Raw genomic sequence first — 25379 nt, 5'->3', positions numbered from 1 at the left:
TCCTGAACGCCTCACGGACACAAGCCGTCGGCGCCGCATGGGGGAAGAGCCAGAACAGTGGAGCGTGCGCAGCAGCAGACCGCGACAAACGGGGCGGACGGCCCCGCTACGCAGCCCGGGACGACTCCGGTCGACCTGGAACTCCTGGTCCACGGGGTGGGGGGCACCACACCCGAGGAGATGCTCGACGATCCGTGCACGGTGCGGATCACCGGTGACGACACGGCCGCCGTCTTCCGCCGCGCCGCGGACGTGGACGCGGAGGACCGGCCCGAGCAGCACCGGGACGGACCGGTCCCCGAGGCATACGTCTGGTGCAACCTCACCTCGGGCAACAGCGCCCGCGCCCTGTGGCTCCTGCTGCTGCCCTTCATGGTCGTCAACCTCGCCCACTGGATGCGGCCCGCCACCCGGGGCCACCGGCGGACGGTACGGCTGTACGGGCTGCTGGTGCGGCTCGCGGGCCTCACCCTCACGGTGCTGCTGGTGGCGGCGGCCTGCGAGGTCGCCCTGGACCTCGTGGCCTGGCAGTGCGCCGGCGTCGAGGCGTGCGCCGCGCGCCACTCCTGGCTGGGTTTCCTCTCGCCCACCCGATCCGGCGACGGCTGGTGGAGCCTGCCCGGACGCCGGCTCGCCCTGGCCGCCCTGGTGCCGGCCGCCCTGACCTATCTGCTCTGGTACCTGTCGCGGCGCACCTGGAGCGCCTATGAGTCCCAGCCGCCGCTGCCGCACCGCCCCGAGCCGGACGAACAGACGGGACCCACCGCCCTGGGCAGCCCCGGTTTCTGGTACGGGCGCCGGCTGGTGGCCCGGCTGCGCGCCGCCCACACCGCCGCGGGCCTGCTGACGGTGGCGGCGGCGGTCGTCGCCCCGGCCGCCCGCTTCGACCGCGGTCCGGGCGGCTCCCACGTCCTCGGCACGCTCGGCCCGCTGCTGATCGCCGCGCTGTGCGGCACGGCGGCGGCCGTGCTCTGGGTGGTGTGCCGCCGCGGACGCAGCGAGAACCGCCTGGACCGGGAACTCGACGAACACCTGGTACGCCGGCTGCCGCTGGCCGCCCTCGTCCTGCTCGGTTGCGCGCTGCCCTACGCGGGCTGGTCCCGGCCGGGTTGGCAGTCGGCCGGGCGGCTGTCGGGGGACACCACCTTCGGCGTCATCGCACTGGCACAGGGCCTGCTGGTGGTCGTCATCGCCGTGGTCGCCCATCTGCTGCACCGCACCCCGCTCCCCGGCCCCGGACCCGCCGGAGGTGCGGACACCACGGCCGGCCGGCGGGCCGCCCTGCGCGGACTGGGCGGGCCCGCCGTCGCGCTGCTGGCCTGCGCGCTGGGCGGCGTGATGTCGGGCGGCGTCGCCCAGCGCGTCGCCGACTGGCTGGACGGCACCGGCCCCTCCATCGACGGCCCGCCCGTGCTGCTGACCTGGCAGGCATCCGTCATCCCACCGCTCCTGGTGGCGCTGCTCGCGCTGGTCGGCTGGCTGTCCTGGCGCACCTGGCGGCTCAGCGGCGCCGAACGCCGTACGGTGCGGCTCGACTACCCGAAGGAGCCGGCCGACCCGGCCACCACCCGCCGTATCGCGCGCACCCGGGCGATGGCCGCGCTCACCGACCGGGCGCCCCTCCTCGTCGCCGTCGTCTCCGCCACCACGCTGCTGCTCGGCGCCGCAGCGCTGGCGGGCGGCCTGGACACCGGGAAGACCCCCAGGGAGGCCGCCGCGCACACCTACGCCGTCGTGCGGGGCGCGGCCGAGACCGCGCAGGCCCTGGGCTCCTGGCTGATCGGGCTCGGCTTCGTCCTGTTCGTCACCTGGGGGCGGCGCGCCTACAAGGACGCCTCCGCACGGCGCACCATCGGCATCCTGTGGGACGTCGGCACCTTCTGGCCGCGCGCCGCCCACCCCTTCGCGCCGCCCTGCTACGCCGAGCGCGCGGTGCCCGACCTGACCTGGCGGATGGCGACCTGGACGCAGCGCACCGGGGGACGCCTGGTGCTCTCCGGGCACTCCCAGGGCAGCGTCCTCGCGGCGGCCGCGGCCTGGCAGTTGACGCCGTCCGTGCGCAAGCGGGTCGCCCTGCTCACCTACGGCTCCCCGCTGGAGCGCCTGTACGGCCGCTGGTTCCCCGCCTACTTCGGCCCCGCCGAACTCGGCTCCCTGCACCGCGAGGTGGCCTGCTGGCGCAACCTCTACCGGCTCACCGACCCCATCGGCGGCCCGGTGCGGCTGCCCGGCGACTGCGGCCCGGACGTGGACCGCGGGCCGCTGAAGGACCCCCTCGCCTACGGCCGCACCCCCCGGCACCCGCTGCCCGCGCCGCTCCTCGGCCACTCCGACTACCAGGCCGACCCGGCGTTCGCCGAGGAACGGGAGCGGCTGCTGGCCCGGCTGCGACCGGACGTACCCGGCCAGCGCCCCGAACCGGCCGCCTGACCGGGGCCGTCACCGCTGTGAGGGCAGATCCGGCAGATCCTCTGGATACAGCAGCGTCAGGTCGTCCGTGCTCGGCTCGGTGAGCTGGGCGACCCGGCTCGCGTGCCGCTCCACCATCGCCTCGAACGTCTGCCGGGCGGTGCGGCCGTTGCCGAACGCGGCACCTTTGGGGAGCACCGTGAAGTACTTCAGCAGCGCTTCCGACGCGCCCTGCGCCAGCCGGTACTCGTGCTCGTCGGCCTGCTGCTCCACTATCCGCAGCAACTCCTCGGGCCCGTAGTCGCCGAAGGTGATGGTCCGGGAGAAGCGGGAGGCCACCCCCGGGTTGACGGTCAGGAACCGTTCCATCTCCGCCGTGTAGCCCGCGACGATCACCACCACCGCGTCCCGGTGGTCCTCCATCAGCTTGACCAGGGTGTCGATGGCCTCCTTGCCGAAGTCCCGGCCGGCGTCCTGCGGCGAGAGCGCGTACGCCTCGTCGATGAACAGCACACCGCCGCGCGCCCGTTCGAAGGCCTCCTGGGTGCGGATCGCGGTGGACCCGATGTGCTCGCCGACCAGGTCGACCCGGGACACCTCGACCAGGTGCCCCTTCTCCAGCACACCGAGGGAGGCGAGGATCTCGCCGTACAGCCGGGCCACCGTGGTCTTGCCGGTGCCGGGGGAGCCGGTGAAGACCAGATGGCGTTTGACCGAGGCCGCCTTCAGACCCGCCTCACGGCGGCGCCGGCCCACCTCGATCATGTCGGTGAGCGCGCGGACCTCACGCTTGACGCTCTCCAGGCCGACGAGGGTGTCGAGTTCGCCGAGCACGTCCTGGGAGGTCCGCGCCGGCCGCTCCGGCTCCGCGGCGGCGACCAGCGGCTCCTGCTCGCTGCTGCGCTGCCCGGGGATCGAGCCCAGCAGCCCGGCGGAGGCACCGGTCGCCTGCACGGCGGTCTCCCGGGCCGCGGGCGGCCTGAGCCCGCCGCCGCTCTCGTCGCTGGTGCAGTCCTCCACGACCGGGCCCGTGCCGGAACCCGCGTCGGGGCCGCCCTCCGCGAACTCGTAGCCGCCGCGCGCGCAACGCTCCGTGCGGCACTTCTTCAGCGTCGTACGACAGCCGTCTATCACATGGAAGCCGTAGCCGCCGCTGCCCGTCACCCGGCAGTCCAGAAAGCTGCCGCGGCCCCCGGCCGACACATAGAAGCCGGCCTCCGCGGGGCCGTCCACCGTGCACCGCTCGATCGTGGGATCCGCGCCCTTGGTGACGATCACGCCGGTCTGGGTGCCGTCCAGGGTGCAGTTGTTGAGCGTGCCGCCGCTGCCGTGGTCGCGGAACCAGGCGCCGGTGGCGGCCTCCCGGATGCGGCAGTCGTCGAGCTGCGCGGTCGCCCCGTCGCTGACCGACACGGCGGTGTTGCGCACCTGGGACAGGTCGCTGTCCACCACGTCCGCGCGGGAGCCGCGGTCCAGGACGAACAGGGCGTCCGGCACGTCGTGCACCCGGCAGGAGTCGAGCACCGCGGTCGCGCCGTCGCTCACCCACACCGCGGGGTAGTCGCCCGTGCTGTCGAAGATCTCGCACTGGTTGGCGTCCACGCGGGTGCCCGGGTCCCACACCGACAGGCCGTTGCGCCCGAACTGCCGCACCGTCGTCCGGGTCAGCGTGAGCACCGAACGGGAGCGCAGGTCGACCGCGTTCTCCGGGATGTCGTGGATGCGGCAGTCGGCGAGGGTCAGCACGGCGTCCGTGTCGAGCGTGACCCCGTCCGACGCCGTGCGGTGCACATCGCAGTCGGTGAGGTGTGCCGTGGCCCGCGCGGTGACCTGGGCACCGGCCCCGCGCACCTCGTAGACCTCGCAGCCCACCGCTTCCAGCGCGGAGTTCTCGCCCGTCACCGTCAGGCCCACGCCCGAGGCGTGGTGCACCCGGCAGCGCTCCAGCCGGGGGTGCGCGCCGCCGCGTACCGCGACACCCGCGTGACCGGCCGCCACCACCTCGCAGTCCTCGAACACCCCGGCCCCGCCGTCGAGTACGGCGATGCCGATGCCCGCGGGGTTGTCCACGGTGCAGCGCCGCACCGTCGGGCGGGCGGTGCCGCGCACCTCCAGGCCCGCGGCGGACCGGGTGACGACCCGCACGTCCCGCAGCTCGGGGGTGCCCTCCTCGACGAGCAGCGCGGGCGCGGCGGCGTCCTGGCCCTCCACGAGGAGGTCGTGCACCACGGCCGAGGCGCGCACCGTCAGCGGCACCCCGTCGACGGGGGCGATCCGCACCGAGCCGGGCGAGCCCTCGGGGCCGCGCAGCGTCACCGCCCGCTGGATCACCAGGTTCTCCCGGTAGGTGCCGGGAGCGACGGTGAGGACGTCGCCGTCGGCGGCGGCCTCCAGGGCGGCGGCGAGCGAAGCGTACTCACCCGTGCGGCGCCGCCACCGCGATGTGCCGGTGTGCGTCACCTGGACCGTGCCCTGTGCCATGGCGTTGCTGTGCCCCCACCTCGTGGTACGTGGCTCGTTCGCCTCGGAGCGCGCGGCCGGTGCCGCGGCCCCTGCGGCGCGTCGCGCGCGGGTCGTCGCCGAGTGCCTCGGCCGGTCCACCGTAGCGTGCGCGCGGGCCGTGGGATGACCAGAGGTGGCAGGCCGTCAACTGCCGGTGCCTGCCTTGCCCCAGTCCGGGCCCGCCCCGTCCCATGCCTGGTCCCAGCGCGCGTACCGGCGGCGGACCATGCGCCAGACGATGATCCGTCTGGCGCCTGAGACCACGCCCGCCGTCAGCAGCGCCGCGCCGAGCCCGGCCAGCACCGCGTGGGTCGTCGCCGTCACGGTGTCCAGCGGGCGGGCGACCATGCGGCCGTGCACGTCCGTCCACAGCGTGAAGTGGTCGCCGGGGTGCGGTGAGGTCAGAGGCGACAGGGTCGGGCCGTGCCGCCGGGTGCCGTCCGGGGCGGTCCACTCGGCCACGACCCGGCTGCGTGGGTCGTGGCCCAGGGGGGTGTCGGGGTCGGGCTCCGGCATGGCGTCGCCCAGCTTGCGCACCACGGTCGCCGTGATCTGATGCCGGGACTGCTGCTGGGCCCGCACCGACCGCTGGAGGGCGTCCTGCGCCGCGGTGCCGGCGAACCAGCCGGCCACGGGCGCGGCCACCGCGATCAGCAGCAGTGCTCCGAGAGCCAGCCATGCCTCGGCCAGATCGGTCGCGCGGCGCAGCGGGTTGTGCCGCCAGCGCCAGAGACCGCTGATTGCCCGCAACCTTCCGCACCCCCTTCCCGCTCCGTGATAACTCGTCGCGGAGCCGTTCAACCGCGGGCCCGGCCGAAGAGAGAGCGAAATCACCTCCGCTCCTGCACTTCTTCGACCGAGACCTCTCATGGACTTCTCACGACATCGCAACGACCGGGTGACCGCGCCGGGTTCCCCACGAGGACGGGATCGAGCCAACGCGGACCGCCGGTCAGGAGGCGGCCCGGCCAGGCGGCAGCGGGTCCGCCGGGGGCCCCGGCGCCGGGTTTCGGCGTCCGGGCCGGCGCGCGGCGTCTTGGCGTGGGCGTCCCGCACCACGCCCCGGAAGTGTCCTGAAGACTTGACATCGCGCCCGGCCGAGCGCCCCGAAGGGGGCGGGGCTGTATCAATATGCGGCTCCGCCGCCCGGGCACGTCCCATCTCGGTGCCGCCGCAGTCGACCGACGGCGCTCCGCGGCCTTCCCGCGGAGCGCTCAGGCGAGGATGCGCACCGGGTCGCCGACCCGGATGGTGCCGGTCGAGCGGGGCACCAGGTTCTGGCCGAAGACCAGCGAGCGGCCGATGCGGCGGTGGCGCGCCAGCGTGCGCAGGGGTTCCGCGCCGCGCGCGGCGGTGCCCTGGTCGGTGGTCGTCACGACGCACCGCCCGCAGGGCTTGGCGACCCGGAAGACCACCTCGCCGATGGCGATGTCCGACCAGTCGTCCTCGGCCCAGGGCCGCGTGCCGGCCACGACCACGCTCGGCCGGAAGCGGTTCATGGGCAGCGGGCCCTCCTGCGCGTGATCGCCCTGGGCCACCAGGGAGTTGAGGGCGTCGAGGGAGGCGAGCGTGGTCACGAGCAGCGGATAGCCGTCGGCGAGGCTGACCGTCTCGCCGGGCAGTGCGTGCACCGGGTCGATCGGGCGGCGCGTGGCCGGGTCGTCCAGGTGGACCAGGCGGACGTCCGTCCCCAGGAAGCCGGCGCACCAGGCGTGCGCGGCGGCGTCCGCGGGGACGGCCTCCACCTTGGTGCCGAAGACGGTCACCGTCACCGTGTCCCCGGGCGCCGGGACCGGCACCGTCAGCGGCTCCCTCCCCGCCGCGGACAGACGGACGCCGCCGGCCATGGGCTCGGCGGCGGCCAGCGCGAGGCGCGGCTCCTCGCGCTGTGTGACGACCTTTCCCCCGTCGTCGATCAGCGCCCAGCGTCGGTCTCCGGCCAGCCCCCAGGGCTCCACGGCGGCCTCCCGGGGCGTGACGCCCCGGAACGCCTTGACCGGATGGACGTGGATCGAGTGCAGCGTGGCGTTGCCCATGCGGTCATCGTGCCAGCAGGCACCGACGGCCGGGGAAGACCGGTCAGTAGCCGCCGTACTGCTGCTGGTTGTTGTACGGGTCCTGGTACGGAGCCGCAGCGGGCCGGGGGGCCGCGGGGCGCATCGCCTCGTAGCCGGTGCCCTGTGTCATCGGTCGCGGCTGCTGCGGCTGCTGACCGGGGTAGCCGCGCGGGGCGGTGGCCTGCTGCGGGATGTACGCCGTGGGCGCCTGCTGCAACGGCGCGGGCTGCGGAGCCTGTGGGTGGCCGTAGTGGGGGGTGGGCTGGGAGGGGCCCGACGGGAGCGCGGGCAGGGCCGACGGCAGCGCGGGCAGGTTGCTGCCGGGCGTGTCGTAGGCCGCGGGGACCCGGATCGGGGCGATCTGCGGGGTGCCCCGCTCGGCCACGAGCGAGTCGTAGATCGGGGTGTACGGGAAGGAGGCGGAGTAGTAGCCGCCGCCATAAGTGGAGCGGGGGGAGGTCATGGCACATAAGTTAAGCCCACGATGTGCTGGTTGGGGAGACCGATAAGAGGGTTGTTTTCCGTGTCGGCGGTGACGCGGGATCCCCAATCCGAGCGAACTTGGCAAAAAGGGGCGGCGGTCCGCGTTTGAATCGTGTAAAGGCCGAGTTCCTGTCAGGTTACCGGGGGTTGGACGGCGGTGATTCCGTGCCGCTCCTGGGAGTTGGCCGCCCCCAGCAATAGGTTGACGGTGTAGGGATGGCAAGGGACGGCCGGGACACGGCCCGATGGCGACCAGGTGATGGGGGCGGACATGCCAATGCCGAAAGGATCGAATACGCCGGTGCCCACGACGGCCCTGCGGGTCGAATTGGGCTGGCGTCCGGGACCCGGGGTCCCGGACGTGGACGCCTCGGCCCTCCTGCTGGTGGCGGGAAAGGTGCGCTCGGACGCTGACTTCGTCTTCTACAACCAGCCCGCGCACACCTCCGGGGCGGTCCGCCACGAAGGCAAACGCAATGCCGCGGGGAGGGTGACCGACACCCTTTTCGTCGACCTCGCGCGCGTGGAGCCCGCCGTCGAGCGCGTGGTCCTCGCCGCGTCGGCGGACGGCGGGACCTTCGGCCGGGTGCCCGACCTCTCCATCGCGGTGACGGACGCCGCCCGGGGCGATGTGGTCGCCCGCTTCGACAGCACGGGCGCGACCGTCGAGACCGCCTTCGTACTCGGCGAGTTCTACCGCCGCCAGGGCGGCTGGAAGTTCCGAGCCGTCGGCCAGGGCTACAGCAGCGGACTCGAGGGTCTGGCCACGGACTTCGGGATCACCGTGGACGAGCCCCAGCACACCGCACCGCCCGCCCCCTCGACGACACCGCCGCCCGGCGGCCCGCCCCGTCCGCAGACCCCGCCGCCCCCGGTGACCGCACCGCCGCCCCCGGTGACCGCACCGCCGCCCGCGGGTCCGCCGGTCCCGCTGCCCCCGCCGCCGGCCGCCGCGCCCGTACGCCTCAGCAAGGTCACGCTCACCAAGGCGGCCCCCTCCGTCTCGCTGGCCAAGCAGGGCGGCACGTCCGGCGCCCTGCGGGTCAACCTCAACTGGCAGGTGCACAAGCAGCTCTCCGGATGGGGCCGCCGGCGCGGCGCCGCGCACACCGACCTCGATCTCGACCTGTGCGCCCTGTACGAACTCGCCGACGGCCGCAAAGGGGTCGTCCAGGCCCTCGGCAACGCCTTCGGTTCGCTGCACCGGCCCCCGTACATCCACCTCGACGGCGACGACCGCACCGGTGCATCGGCGAGCGGCGAGAACCTCACCGTCAACCTCGACCACACCCGGGACTTCCGGCGCATCCTCGTCTTCGTGACCGTCTACGAGGGCGCCGACTCCTTCGCCGGCCTGCACGCCACCGTCTCCCTGCGGCCCCAGCACGGCGCGCCCGTCGAGTTCTCGCTCGACGAGTGCACGGTGCCCTCGACGGTGTGCGCGCTCGCCCTGATCACCAACACCGGCGCCGACCTCGTGGTCCGGCGCGAGGCCCGGTACCTGGTGCCGGAGCGCGGCGTGAGCCCGCAACGGACCGTCGACCGCGCCTACGGCTGGGGCATGAACTGGACACCCGGCCGCAAGTGACGGGCCCTCAGCCCTCGTCGGGCACGGCGTCGGGACGCGCGTAGGTACGGCCCTTCCAGGCCGCTCCGCGCCCCCGGTAGTGCTGCACCGCCGAGTCGACCGTCATCAGCAGATACAGGAACGCGGTGAGCGGCAGTACCACGGCGAGCCACGGCGGCAGGCGGTAGTAGCGGAGCATGGGGACGTACGTCCCCGTCATCACCAGCCACGCCAGGGCACCGGTCAGCGCGGCGGCCGTACTCCCCGTCGCCGCGCCCACCACCAGCGCCACCGGCGGCACGAGGTACACCAGCGCGAGGCCGGTGACCGTGCCGAGGAGCAGCAGCGGGTTGTGCCGCAGCTGCGCGTACGCGCTGCGCGAGACCATCCGCCACAGGTCGTGCAGCCGCGGATAGGGGCGCACGCTGTCCACCCGCTCGGCGAGCCCCAGCCAGATGTGCCCCCCGCCGCCCTTCACGGCCCGCGCGAGCGCCACGTCGTCGATGACGGCGTGCCGGATCGCGTCGGGGATACGCGCCCGCTGTGCCGTCTTTGCGCGCAGCAGCACACAGCCGCCCGCCGCGGCCGCCGTGCGCGCCCCGCGCCGCCCGATCCGGCGGAACGGGTACAACTGCGCGAAGAAGTACACGAAGGCGGGCACCACCAGGCGCTCCCACAGGCTCTCCACGCGCAGCCGGGCCATCTGCGAGACCACGTCGAAGCCGCCGGTGCGCGCCGCCGCCACCAGGTGCCGCAGGCTGTCCGGGGCGTGCGCGATGTCCGCGTCCGTCAGGAGCAGGTACTCGGGGTCACGCGCGCGTGCCAGCGAGACACCGTGGCGCACCGCCCACAGCTTGCCCGTCCAGCCCGCGGGCGGCTCACCGGGCGAGTCCACCGTCAGCGGCAGCCCGCCGTGCCGCCGGGCCAGTTCCCGGGCCAGCTCTCCGGTGCCGTCCGAGCTGCCGTCGTCGACCAGGAAGACCTCGGCCCGCCCCGGGTAGTCCTGCGCCAGCAGGGACGGCAGGCTCGACGGCAGCACCGCGGCCTCGTCGCGGGCCGGCACGACCACGCACACCGACGGCCAGTCGTCCGGGTCCCGGCGCGGCGGCAGACGGACGTCCGTCCGCCAGAAGAGGCCCTGACACAGCAACAGCCACAGCCAGGCGGCGAGCGATACGGCAGCGATCCACAGGAGGGCACCCACCCGCGCAGTCTGCCCCACCGGACGGGCCCGCCGGGACCCATCGTCTATCGTGGCCGGGTGAAGATCGCGCTCATGGACTCCGGAATCGGCCTGCTGGCGGCCACCGCCGCGGTGCGGCGTCTGCGGCCCGACGCGGATCTCGTCCTCTCCCTCGACCCCGACGGCATGCCGTGGGGCCCGCGCACCCCCGAGGACCTCACCGAGCGCGCCCTGGCCGTGGCCGTGGCCGCCGCCGCGCACCGCCCCGACGCCCTAGTCGTCGGCTGCAACACGGCGACCGTGCACGCGCTGGACGCCCTGCGCGCCCGCCTGGAGCCCGGCATTCCGGTGATCGGCACCGTACCGGCGATCAAGCCGGCCGCGGCCGGCGGCGGGCCCGTCGCGATCTGGGCCACACCCGCCACCACCGGCAGCCCCTACCAGCGCGGCCTCATCGAGGAGTTCGCCGACGGCGTACCGGTCGCCGAAGTCCCGTGCTGGGGACTCGCCGAAGCGGTCGAACACGCCGACGAGGCCGCCATCGACGCCGCCGTCGCCGCGGCCGCCGGACTGACCCCGCCCGACGTGACGACCGTCGTCCTCGGCTGCACCCACTACGAACTGGTCGCCGAACGCATCCGCGCGGCCGTGCGGCGCGCCGACACCCCGCCGCTGGTCCTGCACGGCAGCGCCGGCGCGGTGGCCGCCCAGATGCTGCGCCGCATCGGCGAGCGGCCCGCACCCGAAGCGCCGGCCGACGGCACCGTGACGGTGCTGCTGAGCGGCCGCGCGGGCGGGCTGCCGGCTCCCGCGCTGAACTACGCCGAGGGCCGGCTGCTGGTGGCCGCGAGCCCCGCCCGCTGACCGCCGACGGCCGGGCCGGCACAGCGGGCCGCTCCCCGCAACCCGGCGCGGTCACTGTGCGCAACGCGCTACCCGCGCAGCGATTCCTGAGTAACCTCGTAGGCATGCAGGACCGCCCCCACGACGAGGACACCGCCGAGGCCTCGCACCCCGAGGTGTGGACCGGCCGCGCCACCAACCGGGTCCAGTGGCTGCTCGCGCTCGTCGGCGCGGCCTGCATGGCGCTCGGCATCGAACTCGCCGTGGACTCCGCCTGGACCTCGGGCACCGCCGCGCTCGTCATGTCCGTGGTCGGCTGCATCGCGGCCGGGCTGCTGGTCCTCTTCGGCACCCTCGCGTTCGTGCACGTCGACCTGAAGCTCGACCAGGAGTGCCTCGAAGTGCGCTGCGGCCACATCGGGCTGCCGCGCCGCCGCATCCCGCTCAGCCATGTCGCCGGCGCCGAGTTCGCCCCGCACGTCACCCCGCGCCACTGGGGCGGCTGGGGCTACCGCTGGCGGCCCGAGAAGGGGACCGCGGTCGTCGTGCGCCGCGGCGAGGGCGTGGTGCTGAGGCTGTGGGACGGCCATACGTTCACGATCACCGTGGACAACGCGGAGTCGGCGGTCCGGGTGATCAAGACCCGGCTGCGCACCATCACACCCGGTACCGCCCACTGAGACCGCCGCCGCGGCCAGGGGCGCCCGATCCGCGCTGACCCCGGGGACCGCCGCCGTCAGGAAGCGCCCCCTGGGTGTCGTCAGCCCTCTCATGGACCGCGTTGTCGGCCGTAAGGTCACCCGCCGTACACTCCCGGGGTGACCGTCACCGCACCATCCGTGGACCAGCCGGACCGGGTCCGGGCGCGCCCGTGGTCCACGCGCGGCGCCCGACTGCTGCGTCTGGCCCCGGCCGCCGTCTCGGCGCTCTGCGGAGTGCTGCTCTACCTCAGCTTCCCGCCGCGCACTCTGTGGTGGCTCGCCCTGCCCGCCTTCGCCGGGTTCGGCTGGGTGCTGCGCGGCCGGGGCTGGAAGGCGGCCCTCGGCCTCGGCTGCCTCTTCGGCCTCGGCTTCCTGCTGCCGCTGCTGGTGTGGACCGGTGTCGAGGTCGGTCCCGGGCCCTGGCTCGCCCTGGCCGCCGTGGAGGCGGTCTTCGTCGCGCTGGTCGGGCTCGGTGTCGCGGCGGTCTCGAAGCTGCCCGCCTGGCCGGTGTGGGCGGCGGCCGTCTGGGTGACGGGCGAGGCGGTACGCGCGCGTGTACCGTTCCACGGCTTCCCCTGGGGCAAGATCGCGTTCGGCCAGGCGGACGGTGTCTTCCTGCCGCTCGCCGCGGTCGGCGGCACTCCCGTGCTCGGCTTCGCCGTCGTCCTGTGCGGATTCGGTCTGTACGAGGCCGTGCGCGTGGCGGCCGAGGGGCGGCGCACCCGCGCCGTGCGCAGGGGGACCGCCGCCGCGGCCCTGCTGAGCATGGCCGTACCGGTGGCCGGGGCGCTGGCCGCCCGGACGCTGGTCAGCGACAAGGCCGAGGACGGCACGGTGACCGTCGCGGTCATCCAGGGCAACGTGCCGCGTGCCGGCCTGGTGTTCAACGCCCAGCGGCGCGCCGTGCTCGACCACCACGCGCGCGAGACCAGGAAGCTGGCCGCCGATGTCAAGGCGGGCAAGGTCGCCCGGCCCGACTTCGTGCTGTGGCCGGAGAACGCCTCCGACATCGACCCCTTCGCCAACCCCGACGCGGCCCTCGTCATCGACGACGCGGCCAAGGCGATCGGCGTGCCCATCTCGGTCGGCGGGGTCGTCGCGCGCGACGGCAGAGTGTTCAACGAGCAGATCCTGTGGGACCCGGTCAAGGGACCCACCCAGACCTACGACAAGCGGCAGATCCAGCCGTTCGGCGAGTACCTGCCGCTGCGCCCGCTCCTGCGTGCCGTCAACGACAACTGGACGACCATGGTCAGCCAGGACTTCAGCCGGGGCACCAAGCCGGGCGTCTTCGACATCGGCGGTACCCGGGTCGGCCTCGCGACCTGCTACGAGGCCGCCTTCGACTGGGCCGTACGGGACACGGTCACCCACGGCGCACAGATGATCTCCGTGCCGAGCAACAACGCGACCTTCGACCGCAGCGAGATGACCTACCAGCAACTCGCCATGTCCCGGGTCCGCGCCGTGGAGCACAGCCGGACCGTGACCGTCCCGGTGACCAGCGGCGTCAGCGCGATCATCATGCCGGACGGGAAGATCACCCAAAAAACCGGCATGTTCGTGGCGGACCACCTGGTCCAGAAGATCCCGCTGCGCTCCTCGCAGACCCCCGCCACCCGGCTGGGCATCCTGCCCGAGATGGCCCTGGTGCTGGTCGCCGCGGGCGGTCTCGGCTGGGCGATCGGGGCCGGTGCGCGCCCGTCGCTCACGCGGGAGGAACGCCAACCGGCCCGTTAGGGTCGGGTCCATGGGCACCCCTGACTTCATCCGTACCATCCGGACCTCGGCGGGCCACCCATTGCTGTGGCTTCCGGGCGTCAGCGCCGTCGTCCTGGACGACCACGGCCGAGTGCTGCTGGGACGGCGCGCGGACAACCACAAGTGGGCGGTGCCCTCCGGTATCCCGGACCCCGGCGAGCAGCCGGCCGACTGCGCCGCGCGGGAGGTGTACGAGGAGACGGCCGTCCGCTGCGTCCCGGAACGGGTCGTGATGGTGAAGTCGGGCGAGGAGGTCACCTACGGCAACGGCGACATCTGCCAGTTCATGGACATCACCTTCCGCTGCCGGGCCGTCGGCGGCGAGGCACGCGTCAACGACGACGAGTCCCTGGAGGTCGGATGGTTCGAGGTGGACGCCATGCCGACGATGAACGAACGCCAGCTGTTCCGGATCAAGCAGGCCCTGTCCGATGAACCCACATGGTTTGTCCCTACGAGTGTTCAATGAAGTATGGGGTGTGACCACATGTGGTCGGGTCGGGGTGCTGCTTAGGGTCGAGACATGACCTCGCCCAGCGCCCTGTTCGGCCCGCACACCCCCTCGCTCGACCTGTCCGGCCGCACCGCCCTCGTCACCGGTGCGGCGGGCGGCATCGGCGGCGCCTGCGCGTTGCGACTCGCGGCAGCCGGCGCCAAGGTGCGCGCCGTCGACCGGGACGCGTCCGGTCTGGACGCGCTGGCCGAGCGGGCCCGCGAGTCGGCGGGCACGATCGAACCCCAGGTCCTGGACCTGACCGACCTCGACGCCGCCGAACACGCCGCCGCCGGCACCGACATCCTGGTCAACAACGCCGGGCTGCAGCTGGTCCGCCCCATCGAGGAGTTCCCGCCCGAGGTGTTCCACACCGTGCTGACCGTGATGCTGGAGGCCCCGTTCCGGCTCATCCGGGGCGCGCTGCCGCACATGTACGGTCAGGGCTGGGGCCGGATCGTCAACATCTCCTCCGTCCACGGGCTGCGTGCCTCCGCCTATAAGTCGGCCTATGTGGCCGCCAAACACGGACTGGAGGGCCTGTCCAAGACGGCCGCCCTGGAGGGCGCCGGCCATGGTGTCACCTCGAACTGTGTGAATCCCGGCTATGTGCGCACCCCCCTGGTGGAGCAGCAGATCGTCGACCAGGCGCGGGCCCACGGCATCCCCGAGGAGCGCGTGCTGTCCGAGGTGCTTCTCCAGGACAGCGCCGTCAAACGGCTCATCGAACCGGAGGAGGTGGCCGAGGCGGTCGCCTACCTCTGCGGTCCGCACGCCGCCTTCGTCACCGGCACCTCGCTGGTCCTCGACGGCGGCTGGACGGCGCACTGACCGGCCCGGCGACCGGCGCACCGACCCGGCGGGCGAGCACGGGCCGGGCAGTTTTCCACAGGCCGGACGGGATCGACGGGCGATGCGGAATCCTGTGAGCATGTCTCGCGATCACCTGCACTCCACCGGGCGCCCCGCCACCCCCGCGGGGCTCTCGGCCGGCCCCGCCGGCACACCGGACGGCGACGCCGGGACGGCGTTCCTCGACCTGCTGGCCCGCGGCGCCCCGGCCGAGGCCTATGAGCAGCCGGTGCTGCTCGCCCGCGCCGAGGGCCGGCCCGCCGACCGGATCGCCGCACTGGAGCGGGCCAAGCTCCTCGCGCTCAGGGTCCGCGCGGAACTGGAGGGCCGGCGGCGGCGCGAGGCGGAGCTGTCCGCGCTCTTCGAGACCGCCCACGACCTCGCGGGACTGCGAGACGTGGACGCCGTCCTCCAGGCGATCGTGCAGCGCGCCCGCTCGCTGCTCGGCACGGACGTCGCCTACCTCAGCCTCAACGACCCGGCCCGCGGCGACACCTACATGCGGGTCACCGAGGGGTCGGTCGCCGCCCGCTTCCAGCAGCTGCGGCTGGGCATGGGGGAGGGGCTCGGCGGGCTGGTCGCCCAGACCGCCCGCCCGTACGTCACCGAGGACTACTTCAAGGACGACCGCTTCCGGCACACGCTCACCATCGACACGGGCGTGCGCGACGAGGGCCTGGTCGCCATCCTCGGTGTTCCGCTCATGCTCGGTCCGCATGTCATCGGCGTCCTGTTCGCGGCGGACCGCCGCGCGCGGGTCTTCGAACGGGAACAGATCGCGCTCCTCGGCTCCTTCGCCGCACTCGCCGCCGCCGCGATCGACACCGCGAACCTGCTCACCGAGACCCGGTCCGCGCTGGCCGACCTGGAGCGGGCCAACGAGATCATCCAGGACCGCAGCGCGGTGATCGAGCGGGCCTCGGACGTCCACGACCGGCTCGCCGAACTCGTCCTGCGCGGCGGCGGGGTCCACGACGTGGCCGCCGCGGTCTCCCAAGTCCTCGCCGGCACCGTCGAGTTCACCGAGACCGCGGACGCACCGGCAGCGGCGCTCGAGGCCTCAAGAGCGGAGGGCCACGCGGTGCCCCACGGCGCCGACTGGATCGCCGCGGTCGCCGCGGGCGGCGAACTCCTCGGCGCGCTGGTGCTGCGCGGCCACCCCGGACTCGACCCCGTCGACCAGAGCACCCTGGAACGCGCCGCGTCGGTCACCTCACTGCTTCTGCTCGCCCGCCGCTCGGCCGCCGACGCCGAGCAACGGGTCCGCGGCGAACTCCTCGACGACCTCCTCGACGCCCGCGACCGCGACCCGCGCCTGCTGCGCGACCGCGCCTTTCGGCTGCACGCCGACCTCGACGCCGTGCACGTCGTCCTGGCCGCCCGGCTCGGCGGGACAGCGCCCGACGCCGAACACGAGGCCGCCGCCCGCCGTCGCCTGGGCGCCGCCGCCGCCCACCTCGCCTCGACCCGGCACGGCCTGGCCGCCGCCCGTGACGGCGGCACCGTGCTGCTGCTGCCGCTCGGCCCCGGCGACACCGCCACCGACGTGGCCCGACGCACCGCCCGCCACCTCGGCAAGGCCGTCCACGAGCCGGTCACGGTGGGCGCGTCCGCCCCGGTCGCCGACCTCCTCGCCCGCCCCGAGGCCGTGGCCGCCGCCTACGCCGAGGGACGTCGCTGCCTCGACGCACTGCGCCTGCTCGGCCGCTCGGAAGACGGCGCCGCGGCCGAGGACTTCGGCTTCCTCGGGCTGCTTCTCGCCGGCGAGCGGGACGTCACCGGGTTCGTCGAACGCACCATCGGCCCCGTGGCGGCCTACGACGAGCGGCGCGGTACGCAACTGCTGCGCACCCTCGACGCGTACTTCGCCTGCGGCATGAGCCCGGCCCGCACCAAGGACGAACTCCACGTCCATGTGAACACGGTCGCCCAGCGGCTCGACCGGATCGCACGGCTCCTCGGCGAGGACTGGCAGGAACCGGCCCGCGCCCTGGAGATCCAACTCGCCCTGCGGCTGCACCGGCTGGCCCTGCCGGCACAGCACTGACCCCGTACGGACATCCGTACGGGGCCGGTTCGGACCGGAGCGCGGGCCGGGCGCGGGTCAGACGGTGCGGGCGTCCGCCGCCCGGTCGTCGCTCTGCCCACGGCCGGCCGCGGCCTCGGAGTCGACCTCGGCGAGGTCGCGGTGCCGGGTCTCGCTGGCCACACCGACGGCCACCAGCGTCAGTACGGCCGCCGCGATCACGTACAGCGCGATCGGAGTGGAGCTGTCGTACTCGGAGAGCAGCGCGGTGGCGATGAGCGGCGCCGGCGCACCGGCCGCGACGGAGGCGAACTGGGCGCCGATGGACGCGCCGGAATAGCGCATCCGGGTCGCGAACATCTCGGAGAAGAAGGCGGCCTGCGGTGCGTACATCGCGCCGTGCAGGACCAGGCCCACGGTGACGGCCAGGATCAGACTGCCGAACGAGGCCGTGTCGACGAGGGAGAAGAACGGGAACATCCACAGGCCGATCCCGGCCGCGCCCAGCAGGTAGACGGGCCTGCGTCCGATCCGGTCCGACAGCGCGCCCCAGGCCGGGATGGCCGCGAAGTGCACGGCCGACCCGATGAGCACGGCGTTCAGGGCCGTCTGCTTGGAGACGCCGGCCGAGGTGGTGGCGTAGACGAGGATGAACGCGGTGATCACGTAGTAGCTGATGTTCTCCGCCATGCGCGCGCCCATCGCCACCAGGATGTCCCGCCAGTGGTGCCGCAGCACGGAGACGAGCGGCAGCTTCTCCGGGTCGGCCGCCGCGGTCGCTTTGCGGGCCTCCGCCTGCGCCAACGCCTCCTGGAACACGGGCGATTCGTCGACGGACAGGCGGATCCACAGGCCGACGGCGACCAGCACACCCGACAGCAGGAACGGGATGCGCCAGCCCCAGCTGCCGAACGCGGAGTCCGACAGCAGCGTGGTGAGCAGCGACAGCACACCGGTCGCGAGCAACTGTCCGGCGGGCGCCCCGGTCTGCGGCCACGAGGCCCAGAACCCGCGACGGCGGGCGTCCCCGTGCTCGGACACCAGGAGCACCGCTCCGCCCCATTCGCCGCCCAGCGCGAAGCCCTGGACGAGTCGCAGCACGGTCAGCAGCACGGGCGCCGCGGTTCCGATGCTCGCGTGCGTCGGCAGCAGACCGATGGCAAAGGTCGCGGCGCCCATCAACAGCAGGCTGAGCACCAGCAGCCGCTTGCGCCCCAGCCGGTCCCCGTAGTGCCCGAACACCAGGGCGCCCAGCGGTCGCGCCGCGAACCCGACCGCATAGGTGAGGAACGACAACAGGGTGCCGACGAGCGGGTCGGAGTCCGGGAAGAACAGCTTGTTGAACACGAGCGCGGCGGCCGAGCCGTACAGGAAGAAGTCGTACCACTCGATGGTGGTGCCGATGAGGCTGGCGGCGACAATGCGGGGGAGCTTGGCTGGGGTCGGTGGAGCGGATGCTGCGGGGGCCATGTGCGCCACTTCCTCATGTGCGGTGGGGACGGTTGGGTGTCGGCACACCGTAGGAAGAAGCAGGTCCAGCGGATATGTGCTGGGGGTTTATAGGTATGAGCGGATGTGTGTGTGCAGCCACTACGCCGGGTGTCCCGTGTGAGGCGGCGGGATCCTTCTCCGCTTCGGTGTATTTCGGCGCATCACGCGTTCTGACGCGCCCGCAGGGTGGTGCGCGTCGCGAGGCCGGCGGCCGCGACCGCGGTCCCCGGCCGCCGCGCACATGTCCCGGCCGCCGCGACCGGTGGTGCGGGCCGCGGCGACCGGAACCGTCCGCCTCCGTCCGTCAGGTTCCGGACCGGAGGCGGGGACGGGGGATCAGGTCGCGGTGGCGGGGCGGAGCAGCGCGGTGCGCCGGCGCGGATCGGGAACCCTGAGCTGCGCGGTCACCTGGGACAGGTCGGAGACGAACAGCCGGGCCAGTTCGTCGGTGAAGCCGGTGCGCACCACCAGGCGCAGCACGGAGACGTCCTGGCAGGGGGCGGGGAAGGTGTAGGCGGGCAGGTGCCAGCCGCGGGCGCGCATCGCCTGGGACACGTCGAAGACCGTGAAGTCCTTGGTGCCGGGCGACAGTCGGAAGGCGAAGGCGGGGAGTTCGGAGCCGTCCGTGACCAGTTCGTACGGCGGCATGTCGGCGATCTGCGCGGCCAGCGCGCGGGCCGTCGAGCGGCACTGGGCGGCCAGTTTCCGCAGCCCTTCGAAGCCGTACCGCAGAAAGTTGTAGTACTGGGCGACGACATGGGCGCCTGGGCGGGAAAAGGCGAGGGTGAAGGTCGGGGACGTACCGCCGAGGTAGTCCACCTCGAGGACGAGGTCGTCCGGGAGGGCGTCGGTGTCCCGCCACAGGGCCCAGCCGAGACCGGGGAAGACATGGCCGTACTTGTGCCCCGAGGCGTTGACGGAGGCGACGCGTTCGAGTTGGAAGTCCCACATGAGGCCGGGATCGAGGAACGGCGCCACCAGCGCGCCGGAGGCGCCGTCGACGTGCACGGGGATGTCGGTGCCGGTGGCGGCCTGGTAGCCGTCGAGGGCCATGCAGATGTCCGCGACGGGTTCGTAGGAGCCGTCGAACGTGGAGCCCAGGACGGTCACCACCCCGATGGTGTTGTCGTCGCAGTAGGCGGTCAGGGTGTCGGGGGTGAGGTGGTGGCGGCCCGGCCGCATCGGGACGTAACGCGGCTCCACCTCGAAGTAGTTGGCGAACTTCTTCCAGCACACCTGGACGTTCGCGCCCATCACCAGGTTGGGGCGGCCGACGTCCTTGCCCTGGGCGCGGCGACGGGCCTGCCAGCGGCGCTTGAGCGCGAGGCCGCCGAGCATGGCGGCCTCGCTCGAGCCGGTGGTGGAGCAGCCGCGCACCCGCTCCGGTTGCGGCGCGTGCCACAGCCGGGCGAGCATCTGGACGCAGCGCTCCTCCATGGCGGTGATCTGCGGATACTCGGCGCGGTCCGCGAGGTTCTTCTCCGCGGTCTCGGCCATGAGGTGCCGCGCCTGCGGTTCCATCCACGTCGTGACGAAGGTGGCGAGGTTGAGCCGCGCGTTGCCGTCGAGCATCAGTTCATCGCGCACACGGCGATGGACCGCGTCCGGGGACGATTCCGCCGCGGGCAGTTCCTCGACCGGCACGAGCAGCGTGTCGGCGGGCTGGGGGAGGACTTGGGGGGAGACGGCGAGGGTGTCTGGATCTGCTGCCGGCAGGACGCCGGTATCCGGAATGGGCATGGGTGCCTGATGACCTTTCTGGTCCGAGTGCGGTGCGGCCCGCGTACATTCCGGACGTTAGATCCCTTCGCGGCCCGGCATCCGTGCCGGTTACACCGATCTAGTGAGCGATTTGCGGAGTGATGAACCGGATTTTCCCCGTGTGACAACCGGCCATGGGCTCACCGTGGCATTGCCCGCGTGCGGCCCCGCGGGCCGGTCGCCGCCCCGCGGAGTGCTCCCCGTGGACCGGTCGCCGCCCCGCGGAGTGCTCTCCGTGGACCGGCCGCCGCCACGGGAAGTGACGACGGCCGGTGCGGTTCCGGCACGGCGCGGACGCGCCTGGCCGGGCCCTACCTCACCGTCACGGAGACGGTCGGGGAGTGTGTGGTGCCCGACACCACACGGTAGTGCTGGATGCCAGGGGCGGTGGGCCGGGTGGTGAGCGTGTACGACTCGCCCTCCTCGACCGCGGCGTCCATGGGGAGTGTGGTCCACTCGCCGCTCTTCTCCTGCTGCAGCGTCACCGGGTCGCCGGCGCGCAGACCGGTGCTGCGACCGGTGATCCGGATCTCCTCGCCGGCCTTCACACTGGCGGGACTGGCCTCGGCCGTGAGCGAGGAGATGCGTTCCGGCAGGGACTTGTGCGTCGTGCTGGGCTTCGGGGGCGGGTCGGTGGCGGCCTGGGCCGCGGTCGAGCCGGCGGACACCAGTGCCACGGTGAGGGCGCCGGCGGCGGCAGTCCGGACAGTGCGGCTGCGGAAGGTGAAGATCATGCTGACTCCCGTTGGGTCGACGGATGCCCCCCTGGGCCGGGCATGTGCCGTGGGGCCATGCCGCGCCTCCATCAGAGTGAACCGGGTCGCCGGGAGCGGCATCCCGATCGGGCCGCCACGGCCGTTGGGGGCAGTGACCCTCCGTGTGTCCGCGCAGGTGAAGCGGCCGGCACGGACCCGGTTCCTCTTACGTTTCTCTTACCTTCGGGGCTGGGGCCCGTCCGTGCGGGTGCGTGCGGACCGACGGGTGCGGGGCCGGTTCCAGGGCCGGGGCGCGGCGCGGTGGAGTGTGGTGAGCGGCACGGTAGCCCCGGGCAACGGCGTGGTGGGGCCACACAATTCACCCGCTGAAATGACACGAGTCGTTCACTGATCCTCCATATGGGGCGGGGTGGGCCGAAAGTATTCGGCCATTGACTCTCCCCGCACGGCACCTCCTCGGTGTCGTGCGGGGAGAGTTGCATCCGCATTGGGGGGACGCACGTCGTGTCCGCGTACGAGGGCTCCGGCAGCCTGGAGTCCGAAAGACCCGCACCTCGGCGGCCGCACGCGGCCGGGGGGCTCGGTGACCGCATCTTCCGGTACCAGTTGACGGCCACCGGAGTCGCGGTGCTGGCCATCATGGCGGCCGTCGGGCTGTTCCTGCTGCTCAGGGCGGGGCAGGCGCTGCGCGCCACCGGATTCTCATTCCTCACCACGGCCGAATGGCAGCCGGACGTGCACCGGTTCGGCATCGCGGCCGTGCTCACCGGCACCCTGCTGATCGCCGCCGTCGCGGTCACCGTCTCCGTGCCGCTGGCCGTCGGAACGGCCCTGTTCATCTCGGACGTCGCACCGCGCCGGCTGCGCCGCACCCTCGTCACCCTGGTCGACCTGATGGCCGCCGTGCCCTCGGTGGTGTACGGGCTGTGGGGGCTGTTCTTCCTCCAACAGCACGTCATCGGGCTGTCCCGGTGGCTGTCCGACTGGTTCGGCTGGATTCCGTTGCTCACGGTCGACGGCGCCCAGTCCGGTGAGCCGCTGGCCTCCGACAGTGTGTACACCGCCTCCACATTCGTCGCCGGACTCGTCGTGGCGCTGATGGTGGCCCCCATCCAGTGCTCGGTGATGCGCGAGGTGTTCGCGCAGGCCCCGGCGGGCGAGCGGGAAGGGGCGTACGCCCTGGGCGCCACCCGGTGGGGGATGATCCGCGCGGTCGTCCTGCCGTACGGCAAGGGCGGCGTCATCGGCGGCACCATGCTCGGCCTTGGCCGGGCCCTCGGCGAGACCATCGCCGTCTACCTCATCATCTCGCCGGTCTTCGTCATCCAGCCGCACGTCCTGCAGACCGGCTCGAACTCCGTCTCCTCGCTGATCGCCCTGCACTACGGCGACGCCTCCACCTTCGGAATGTCGGCGCTGATGGCGGCGGGCCTGGCGCTGTTCCTGCTGACGCTGGTGGTCAACTTCACCGCCTCGTCCATCGTGGCCCGCTCCCGGTCCGGCGCGCAGAGCGAGGCATGACATGACCGTCCTGAACGACACCGTGGAGCAGAGCGTCGCCGCGGCACCGCTCCCGGCAGCGGCCGAACGGCCCGACGAACCCCGGCGGATCGGCGGCCTCAGCCGCTCCGGTGTGCTCGCCTCGGCCGGCGCCGCGCTCTCCGCGCTGTGCGTCACCGTGCTGCTGTTCGGCCAACTCGCCCCGTTCTCCGGGACGCTGGGCTTCGCCGTCGCCGCGTACCTGGTCTTCCTCGCCCTCTACGCGGTGCTCACCGGTCTGGAGGAGGACGGCCAGACCGTACGGGACCGGGTGATGACCGTCGTGCTGTGGACGGCGGCCGGGCTGCTGTTCTCGGCGCTCGCCCTGGTCGTCGGCTTCACCGCGTGGCGCGGGCGCCAGGCGCTGCCGCACGGCAACTTCTTCACCGAGGACATGCAGTCCTCGGGGCCGCTCGACCCGCTCACCCACGGCGGCATCGCGCACGCCATGCTCGGCACGCTGATGATGATCGCCATCGCGCTCGCCATCACCGTGCCGCTGGGGCTCGCCTGCGCCGTCTACCTCAACCAGGTCCCCGGGCGGTTCTCCCGGTTCGTGCGGACCATCGTCGAGGCGATGACCGCGCTGCCCTCGATCGTCGCCGGTCTCATGGTGTACGCCGTGTGGATCCTCGGTCTCGGCATGCAGAAGTCCGGGCTCGCGGCGGGCTTCGCGATCAGCGTGATGATGCTGCCGATCGTGATCCGCGCGGCGGACGTGGTGCTGCGGCTGGTGCCCGGGACCCTGATCGAGGCCGCGGAGGCGCTGGGCGCGTCGCGTCGGCGGACGGTGTGGCACGTGGTCCTGCCGACCGCGCGCTCCGGACTCGCCACGGCCGTCATCCTCGGCACCGCGCGCGGCATCGGCGAGACCTCGCCCGTCCTGCTGACCGCGGGCTTCACGGCGGCGGTCAACGCCGACCCCACCGACGGGCCCATGGTGTCCCTGCCGCTCGCCGTGTTCAACTTCGTCAAGTCGCCCGAGCCGACGATGATCGCCCGCGGTTTCGGCGCGGCGGCGGTGCTGATGGCGCTGGTCCTGGTGCTGTTCGCGATCGCCCGCGTCATCGGCGGACGCGGACCCGGCCAGCTGGGCCGCCGTCAGGCCCGGCGCACCGCCCGCGCCTCGCGCCGCGACGCCGAGCGCTTCGCCCACCCGCACGCACCCCAACTCCCGCCGTCTACGGACACCGAGCCCGCCGACACCGACACCGGGCCCGCCGGCGCAGAGCCGGTGAACGCCGAGCCCGCCGCCGCGGGGGAGGGCCGGTTCGTCGGCGCCGAGTCCGCCGAGCCCAAGCCCGTCCACACTGAGCCCCTTGGGGCCGAGCCCGCCGACGTTGGGGCGGTCGCCGCCGGGGACGGCCGGTCCACCGACGCCAAGCCCGAGCCCGCCGAGTCCAAGTCCGTGGGCACCGGCCCCGCCGAGCCCGAGTTCGTCGGCGGCCCGGCCGCCGGGGCCCCCGCGGGCGTCCGCGGTCCGCGTGCCGATGTTCCCGATCCCGTCCCCGTAGAGACCACCGGCGAGACCACCGGAGAAGACGACTGATGCTCAGCCACCTCACCCGCCCGCGCCGCCTGCGGGCGCTCGGGATCCTCGGCGCGCTGTTCGGCCTGCTCGCCGGACCCCTGGCCGCACCGGCCGCCGCCGAGAGCTACACGCCCATCGCGGGCGCCGGTTCCACCTGGGCGGAGAACGCCGTCGACGAGTGGCGCCGGGCCGTCAACCAGTACGGCATGCGGATCAGCTACGCCGGTACCGGTTCCTCCGACGGCCGCCGTCAATTCCTCAGCGGCACCGTCGACTTCGCGGTCTCGGACATCCCCTTCCAGACGCACCCCACCGACGGCTCGGCGGCCGAACGGCCGGCCACCGGCTCGTACGCGTACATGCCGATCGTGGCCGGCGGCACCGTCTTCATGTACCACCTGACCGTCAACGGCAAGCGGGTCACCAACCTGCGCCTGTCCGGCGACGTGGTCACAAAGATCTTCACTGGGGTCATCAAGACCTGGGACGACCCGGCCATCAAGGCCGACAACCCCGGGCTGCAGCTCCCCCGCCGCCCCGTCGTCCCCGTCGTCCGCTCCGACGGCTCCGGCTCCACCGCGCAGTTCACGATGTGGATGGCCAACCAGCACAAGGCGCTGTGGCAGGCGTACTGCGGGCGCGTCGGACGCTCCGGCGCCTGCGGGCAGACCTCCTACTTCCCGACCGTCTCCGGGATGATCGCCCAGTCCGGCGACCTAGGCGTGGCCGGTTACGTCGCCCAGAACTACGGCGAGGGCGCGATCGGTTACGTCAACTACTCCTACGCGCTCAACGCGCACTACCCGGTCGCCAAGGTCCTCAACCACTCCGGCTACTACACCGAACCCACCCCGCAGAACGTCGCGGTCTCCCTGCTCAAGGCGGAGATCAACACCAACAGGAGCAGCCCGGACTACCTCACCCAGCAGCTCGACGGCGTCTACAACGACACCGACAGGCGCAACTACCCGCTCTCCAGCTACTCGTACATGATCCTGCCGCTGAAGGTGCAGGGCACCTTCACCGAGGCCAAGGGCAAGACGCTCGGCGCGTTCTCCTACTACTTCATGTGCCAGGGCCAGCAACAGGCGCCCCAGCTCGGCTATTCGCCCCTGCCCATCAACCTGGTCGAGGCGGGCTTCGACCAGATCCGCCGGATCCCCGGCGTCCAGGCGCAGAACATCAACATCAAGGGCTGCAACAACCCGACCTTCACCACCACCGGGCAGAACAGGCTCGCCCAGACCGCGCCCTATCCGGCGGACTGCGACAAGAAGGGCGCGGCGCCCTGCACCTCGGGCAGCGGCGGCGCCAAGTCCGGTGGCTCATCCGGCGGTTCGGGCGGCTCCTCGGGCGGCTCGTCCGGTGGCTCGGCCAACGGCGTCGGCACCGGCGGCACGGCCGGCGGCGGCTCGACGGGCGGCGGTGCCGCGGCCGGCGGGAGCGCCGCGGCCGGCTCCGGCG

General features: G+C 73.3%; 19 protein-coding genes. 11 read left to right on the top strand and 8 right to left on the bottom strand.

Annotated features, from left to right (window positions below; translation table 11 throughout):
• Positions 1–57 precede the first annotated feature (57 nt).
• A complete protein-coding gene (locus tag ABT245_RS41375; protein ID WP_351744938.1) occupies positions 58–2430 on the top strand; it encodes a hypothetical protein in 2373 nt (790 codons plus the stop codon).
• 9 nt (positions 2431–2439) lie between these two features.
• On the opposite strand, the gene ABT245_RS41370 is transcribed toward ABT245_RS41375, so the two are convergent.
• The 4 genes from ABT245_RS41370 to ABT245_RS41355 all read right to left on the bottom strand — a co-directional run bounded on the left by ABT245_RS41370 (position 2440) and on the right by ABT245_RS41355 (position 7431).
• Entirely contained in the window at positions 2440–4890 is a 2451-nt protein-coding gene (locus ABT245_RS41370) for a right-handed parallel beta-helix repeat-containing protein (RefSeq protein ID WP_351744936.1), read from the bottom strand.
• 165 nt (positions 4891–5055) lie between these two features.
• Entirely contained in the window at positions 5056–5661 is a 606-nt protein-coding gene (locus ABT245_RS41365) for an Rv1733c family protein (RefSeq protein ID WP_351744933.1), read from the bottom strand.
• A 464-nt stretch (positions 5662–6125) separates the two neighbouring features.
• A complete protein-coding gene (locus ABT245_RS41360; protein ID WP_351744931.1) occupies positions 6126–6947 on the bottom strand; it encodes an MOSC domain-containing protein in 822 nt (273 codons plus the stop codon).
• A gap of 43 nt (positions 6948–6990) precedes the next feature.
• Positions 6991–7431, bottom strand: a complete 441-nt coding sequence (locus tag ABT245_RS41355) for a DUF6643 family protein (protein WP_351744929.1) — start codon at positions 7429–7431, stop codon at positions 6991–6993.
• Between the two features lie 297 nt (positions 7432–7728).
• On the opposite strand from ABT245_RS41355, the gene ABT245_RS41350 reads away from it, so the two are divergent.
• A complete protein-coding gene (locus tag ABT245_RS41350; protein WP_351744968.1) occupies positions 7729–9039 on the top strand; it encodes a TerD family protein in 1311 nt (436 codons plus the stop codon).
• Positions 9040–9046: 7 nt separating this feature from the next.
• On the opposite strand, the gene ABT245_RS41345 is transcribed toward ABT245_RS41350, so the two are convergent.
• Positions 9047–10240: a glycosyltransferase gene (locus tag ABT245_RS41345; protein WP_351744927.1), complete on the bottom strand. Its 1194-nt coding sequence runs from the start codon at positions 10238–10240 to the stop codon at positions 9047–9049.
• A gap of 39 nt (positions 10241–10279) precedes the next feature.
• On the opposite strand from ABT245_RS41345, the gene ABT245_RS41340 reads away from it, so the two are divergent.
• The 6 genes from ABT245_RS41340 (at position 10280) to ABT245_RS41315 (ending at position 16898) form a co-directional block, all read left to right on the top strand.
• Positions 10280–11065: a glutamate racemase gene (locus tag ABT245_RS41340; RefSeq protein WP_351744925.1), complete on the top strand. Its 786-nt coding sequence runs from the start codon at positions 10280–10282 to the stop codon at positions 11063–11065.
• Positions 11066–11169: 104 nt separating this feature from the next.
• Positions 11170–11724 (top strand): hypothetical protein, encoded by a 555-nt coding sequence (locus ABT245_RS41335; RefSeq protein ID WP_351744923.1) that lies wholly within the window; start codon positions 11170–11172, stop codon positions 11722–11724.
• Positions 11725–11862: 138 nt separating this feature from the next.
• Positions 11863–13485, top strand: a complete 1623-nt coding sequence (gene lnt / locus ABT245_RS41330; RefSeq protein WP_351744920.1) for an apolipoprotein N-acyltransferase — start codon at positions 11863–11865, stop codon at positions 13483–13485.
• A gap of 10 nt (positions 13486–13495) precedes the next feature.
• Entirely contained in the window at positions 13496–13975 is a 480-nt protein-coding gene (locus ABT245_RS41325) for an NUDIX hydrolase (protein WP_351744918.1), read from the top strand.
• Between the two features lie 54 nt (positions 13976–14029).
• Positions 14030–14830, top strand: coding sequence for a 3-hydroxybutyrate dehydrogenase (locus ABT245_RS41320; RefSeq protein ID WP_351744915.1), 801 nt, complete (start codon positions 14030–14032; stop codon positions 14828–14830).
• Positions 14831–14930: 100 nt separating this feature from the next.
• Positions 14931–16898 carry a helix-turn-helix domain-containing protein gene (locus tag ABT245_RS41315; RefSeq protein ID WP_351744913.1) on the top strand — a complete coding sequence of 656 codons (1968 nt, stop codon included), beginning with the start codon at positions 14931–14933 and terminating at the stop codon, positions 16896–16898.
• 57 nt (positions 16899–16955) lie between these two features.
• On the opposite strand, the gene ABT245_RS41310 is transcribed toward ABT245_RS41315, so the two are convergent.
• From ABT245_RS41310 to ABT245_RS41300, 3 genes are all read right to left on the bottom strand, one after another.
• Positions 16956–18347 (bottom strand): MFS transporter, encoded by a 1392-nt coding sequence (locus ABT245_RS41310; protein ID WP_351744910.1) that lies wholly within the window; start codon positions 18345–18347, stop codon positions 16956–16958.
• 357 nt (positions 18348–18704) lie between these two features.
• Complete coding sequence (gene gad / locus ABT245_RS41305; RefSeq protein WP_351744908.1) at positions 18705–20108, bottom strand: glutamate decarboxylase; 1404 nt, start codon at positions 20106–20108, stop codon at positions 18705–18707.
• 332 nt (positions 20109–20440) lie between these two features.
• Positions 20441–20863 (bottom strand): hypothetical protein, encoded by a 423-nt coding sequence (locus tag ABT245_RS41300; RefSeq protein WP_351744905.1) that lies wholly within the window; start codon positions 20861–20863, stop codon positions 20441–20443.
• Positions 20864–21349: 486 nt separating this feature from the next.
• Between ABT245_RS41300 and pstC the strand changes: the two genes are divergently transcribed.
• The 3 genes from pstC to pstS form a co-directional block, all read left to right on the top strand.
• Positions 21350–22366 (top strand): phosphate ABC transporter permease subunit PstC, encoded by a 1017-nt coding sequence (pstC, locus tag ABT245_RS41295; RefSeq protein ID WP_351744902.1) that lies wholly within the window; start codon positions 21350–21352, stop codon positions 22364–22366.
• A 1-nt stretch (position 22367) separates the two neighbouring features.
• Positions 22368–23933 (top strand): phosphate ABC transporter permease PstA, encoded by a 1566-nt coding sequence (pstA, locus tag ABT245_RS41290; RefSeq protein ID WP_351744899.1) that lies wholly within the window; start codon positions 22368–22370, stop codon positions 23931–23933.
• A partial coding sequence (pstS, locus tag ABT245_RS41285) for a phosphate ABC transporter substrate-binding protein PstS (protein WP_351744897.1) occupies positions 23933–25379 on the top strand: 1447 nt, incomplete at its 3' end. The genes pstA and pstS, both read left to right, overlap by 1 nt.

It is taken from the genome of Streptomyces sp. NPDC001508, from assembly GCF_040298665.1.
Lineage (GTDB): Bacteria > Actinomycetota > Actinomycetes > Streptomycetales > Streptomycetaceae > Streptomyces.
This window is presented reverse-complemented; position numbering and strand designations above follow the sequence as displayed.

Bases quoted from the DNA above. Each gene is read 5' to 3' on its own strand.
- gad (WP_351744908.1), bottom strand. From the start codon at position 20,108: ATGCCCATTCCGGATACCGGCGTCCTGCCGGCAGCAGATCCAGACACC.
- ABT245_RS41315 (WP_351744913.1), top strand. From the start codon at position 14,931: ATGTCTCGCGATCACCTGCACTCCACCGGGCGCCCCGCCACCCCCGCG.
- ABT245_RS41370 (WP_351744936.1), bottom strand. From the start codon at position 4,890: ATGGCACAGGGCACGGTCCAGGTGACGCACACCGGCACATCGCGGTGG.
- ABT245_RS41310 (WP_351744910.1), bottom strand. From the start codon at position 18,347: ATGGCCCCCGCAGCATCCGCTCCACCGACCCCAGCCAAGCTCCCCCGC.
- ABT245_RS41355 (WP_351744929.1), bottom strand. From the start codon at position 7,431: ATGACCTCCCCCCGCTCCACTTATGGCGGCGGCTACTACTCCGCCTCC.
- pstA (WP_351744899.1), top strand. From the start codon at position 22,368: ATGACCGTCCTGAACGACACCGTGGAGCAGAGCGTCGCCGCGGCACCG.
- ABT245_RS41360 (WP_351744931.1), bottom strand. From the start codon at position 6,947: ATGGGCAACGCCACGCTGCACTCGATCCACGTCCATCCGGTCAAGGCG.
- ABT245_RS41350 (WP_351744968.1), top strand. From the start codon at position 7,729: ATGCCGAAAGGATCGAATACGCCGGTGCCCACGACGGCCCTGCGGGTC.
- ABT245_RS41325 (WP_351744918.1), top strand. From the start codon at position 13,496: ATGGGCACCCCTGACTTCATCCGTACCATCCGGACCTCGGCGGGCCAC.
- ABT245_RS41320 (WP_351744915.1), top strand. From the start codon at position 14,030: ATGACCTCGCCCAGCGCCCTGTTCGGCCCGCACACCCCCTCGCTCGAC.
- ABT245_RS41335 (WP_351744923.1), top strand. From the start codon at position 11,170: ATGCAGGACCGCCCCCACGACGAGGACACCGCCGAGGCCTCGCACCCC.
- ABT245_RS41300 (WP_351744905.1), bottom strand. From the start codon at position 20,863: ATGATCTTCACCTTCCGCAGCCGCACTGTCCGGACTGCCGCCGCCGGC.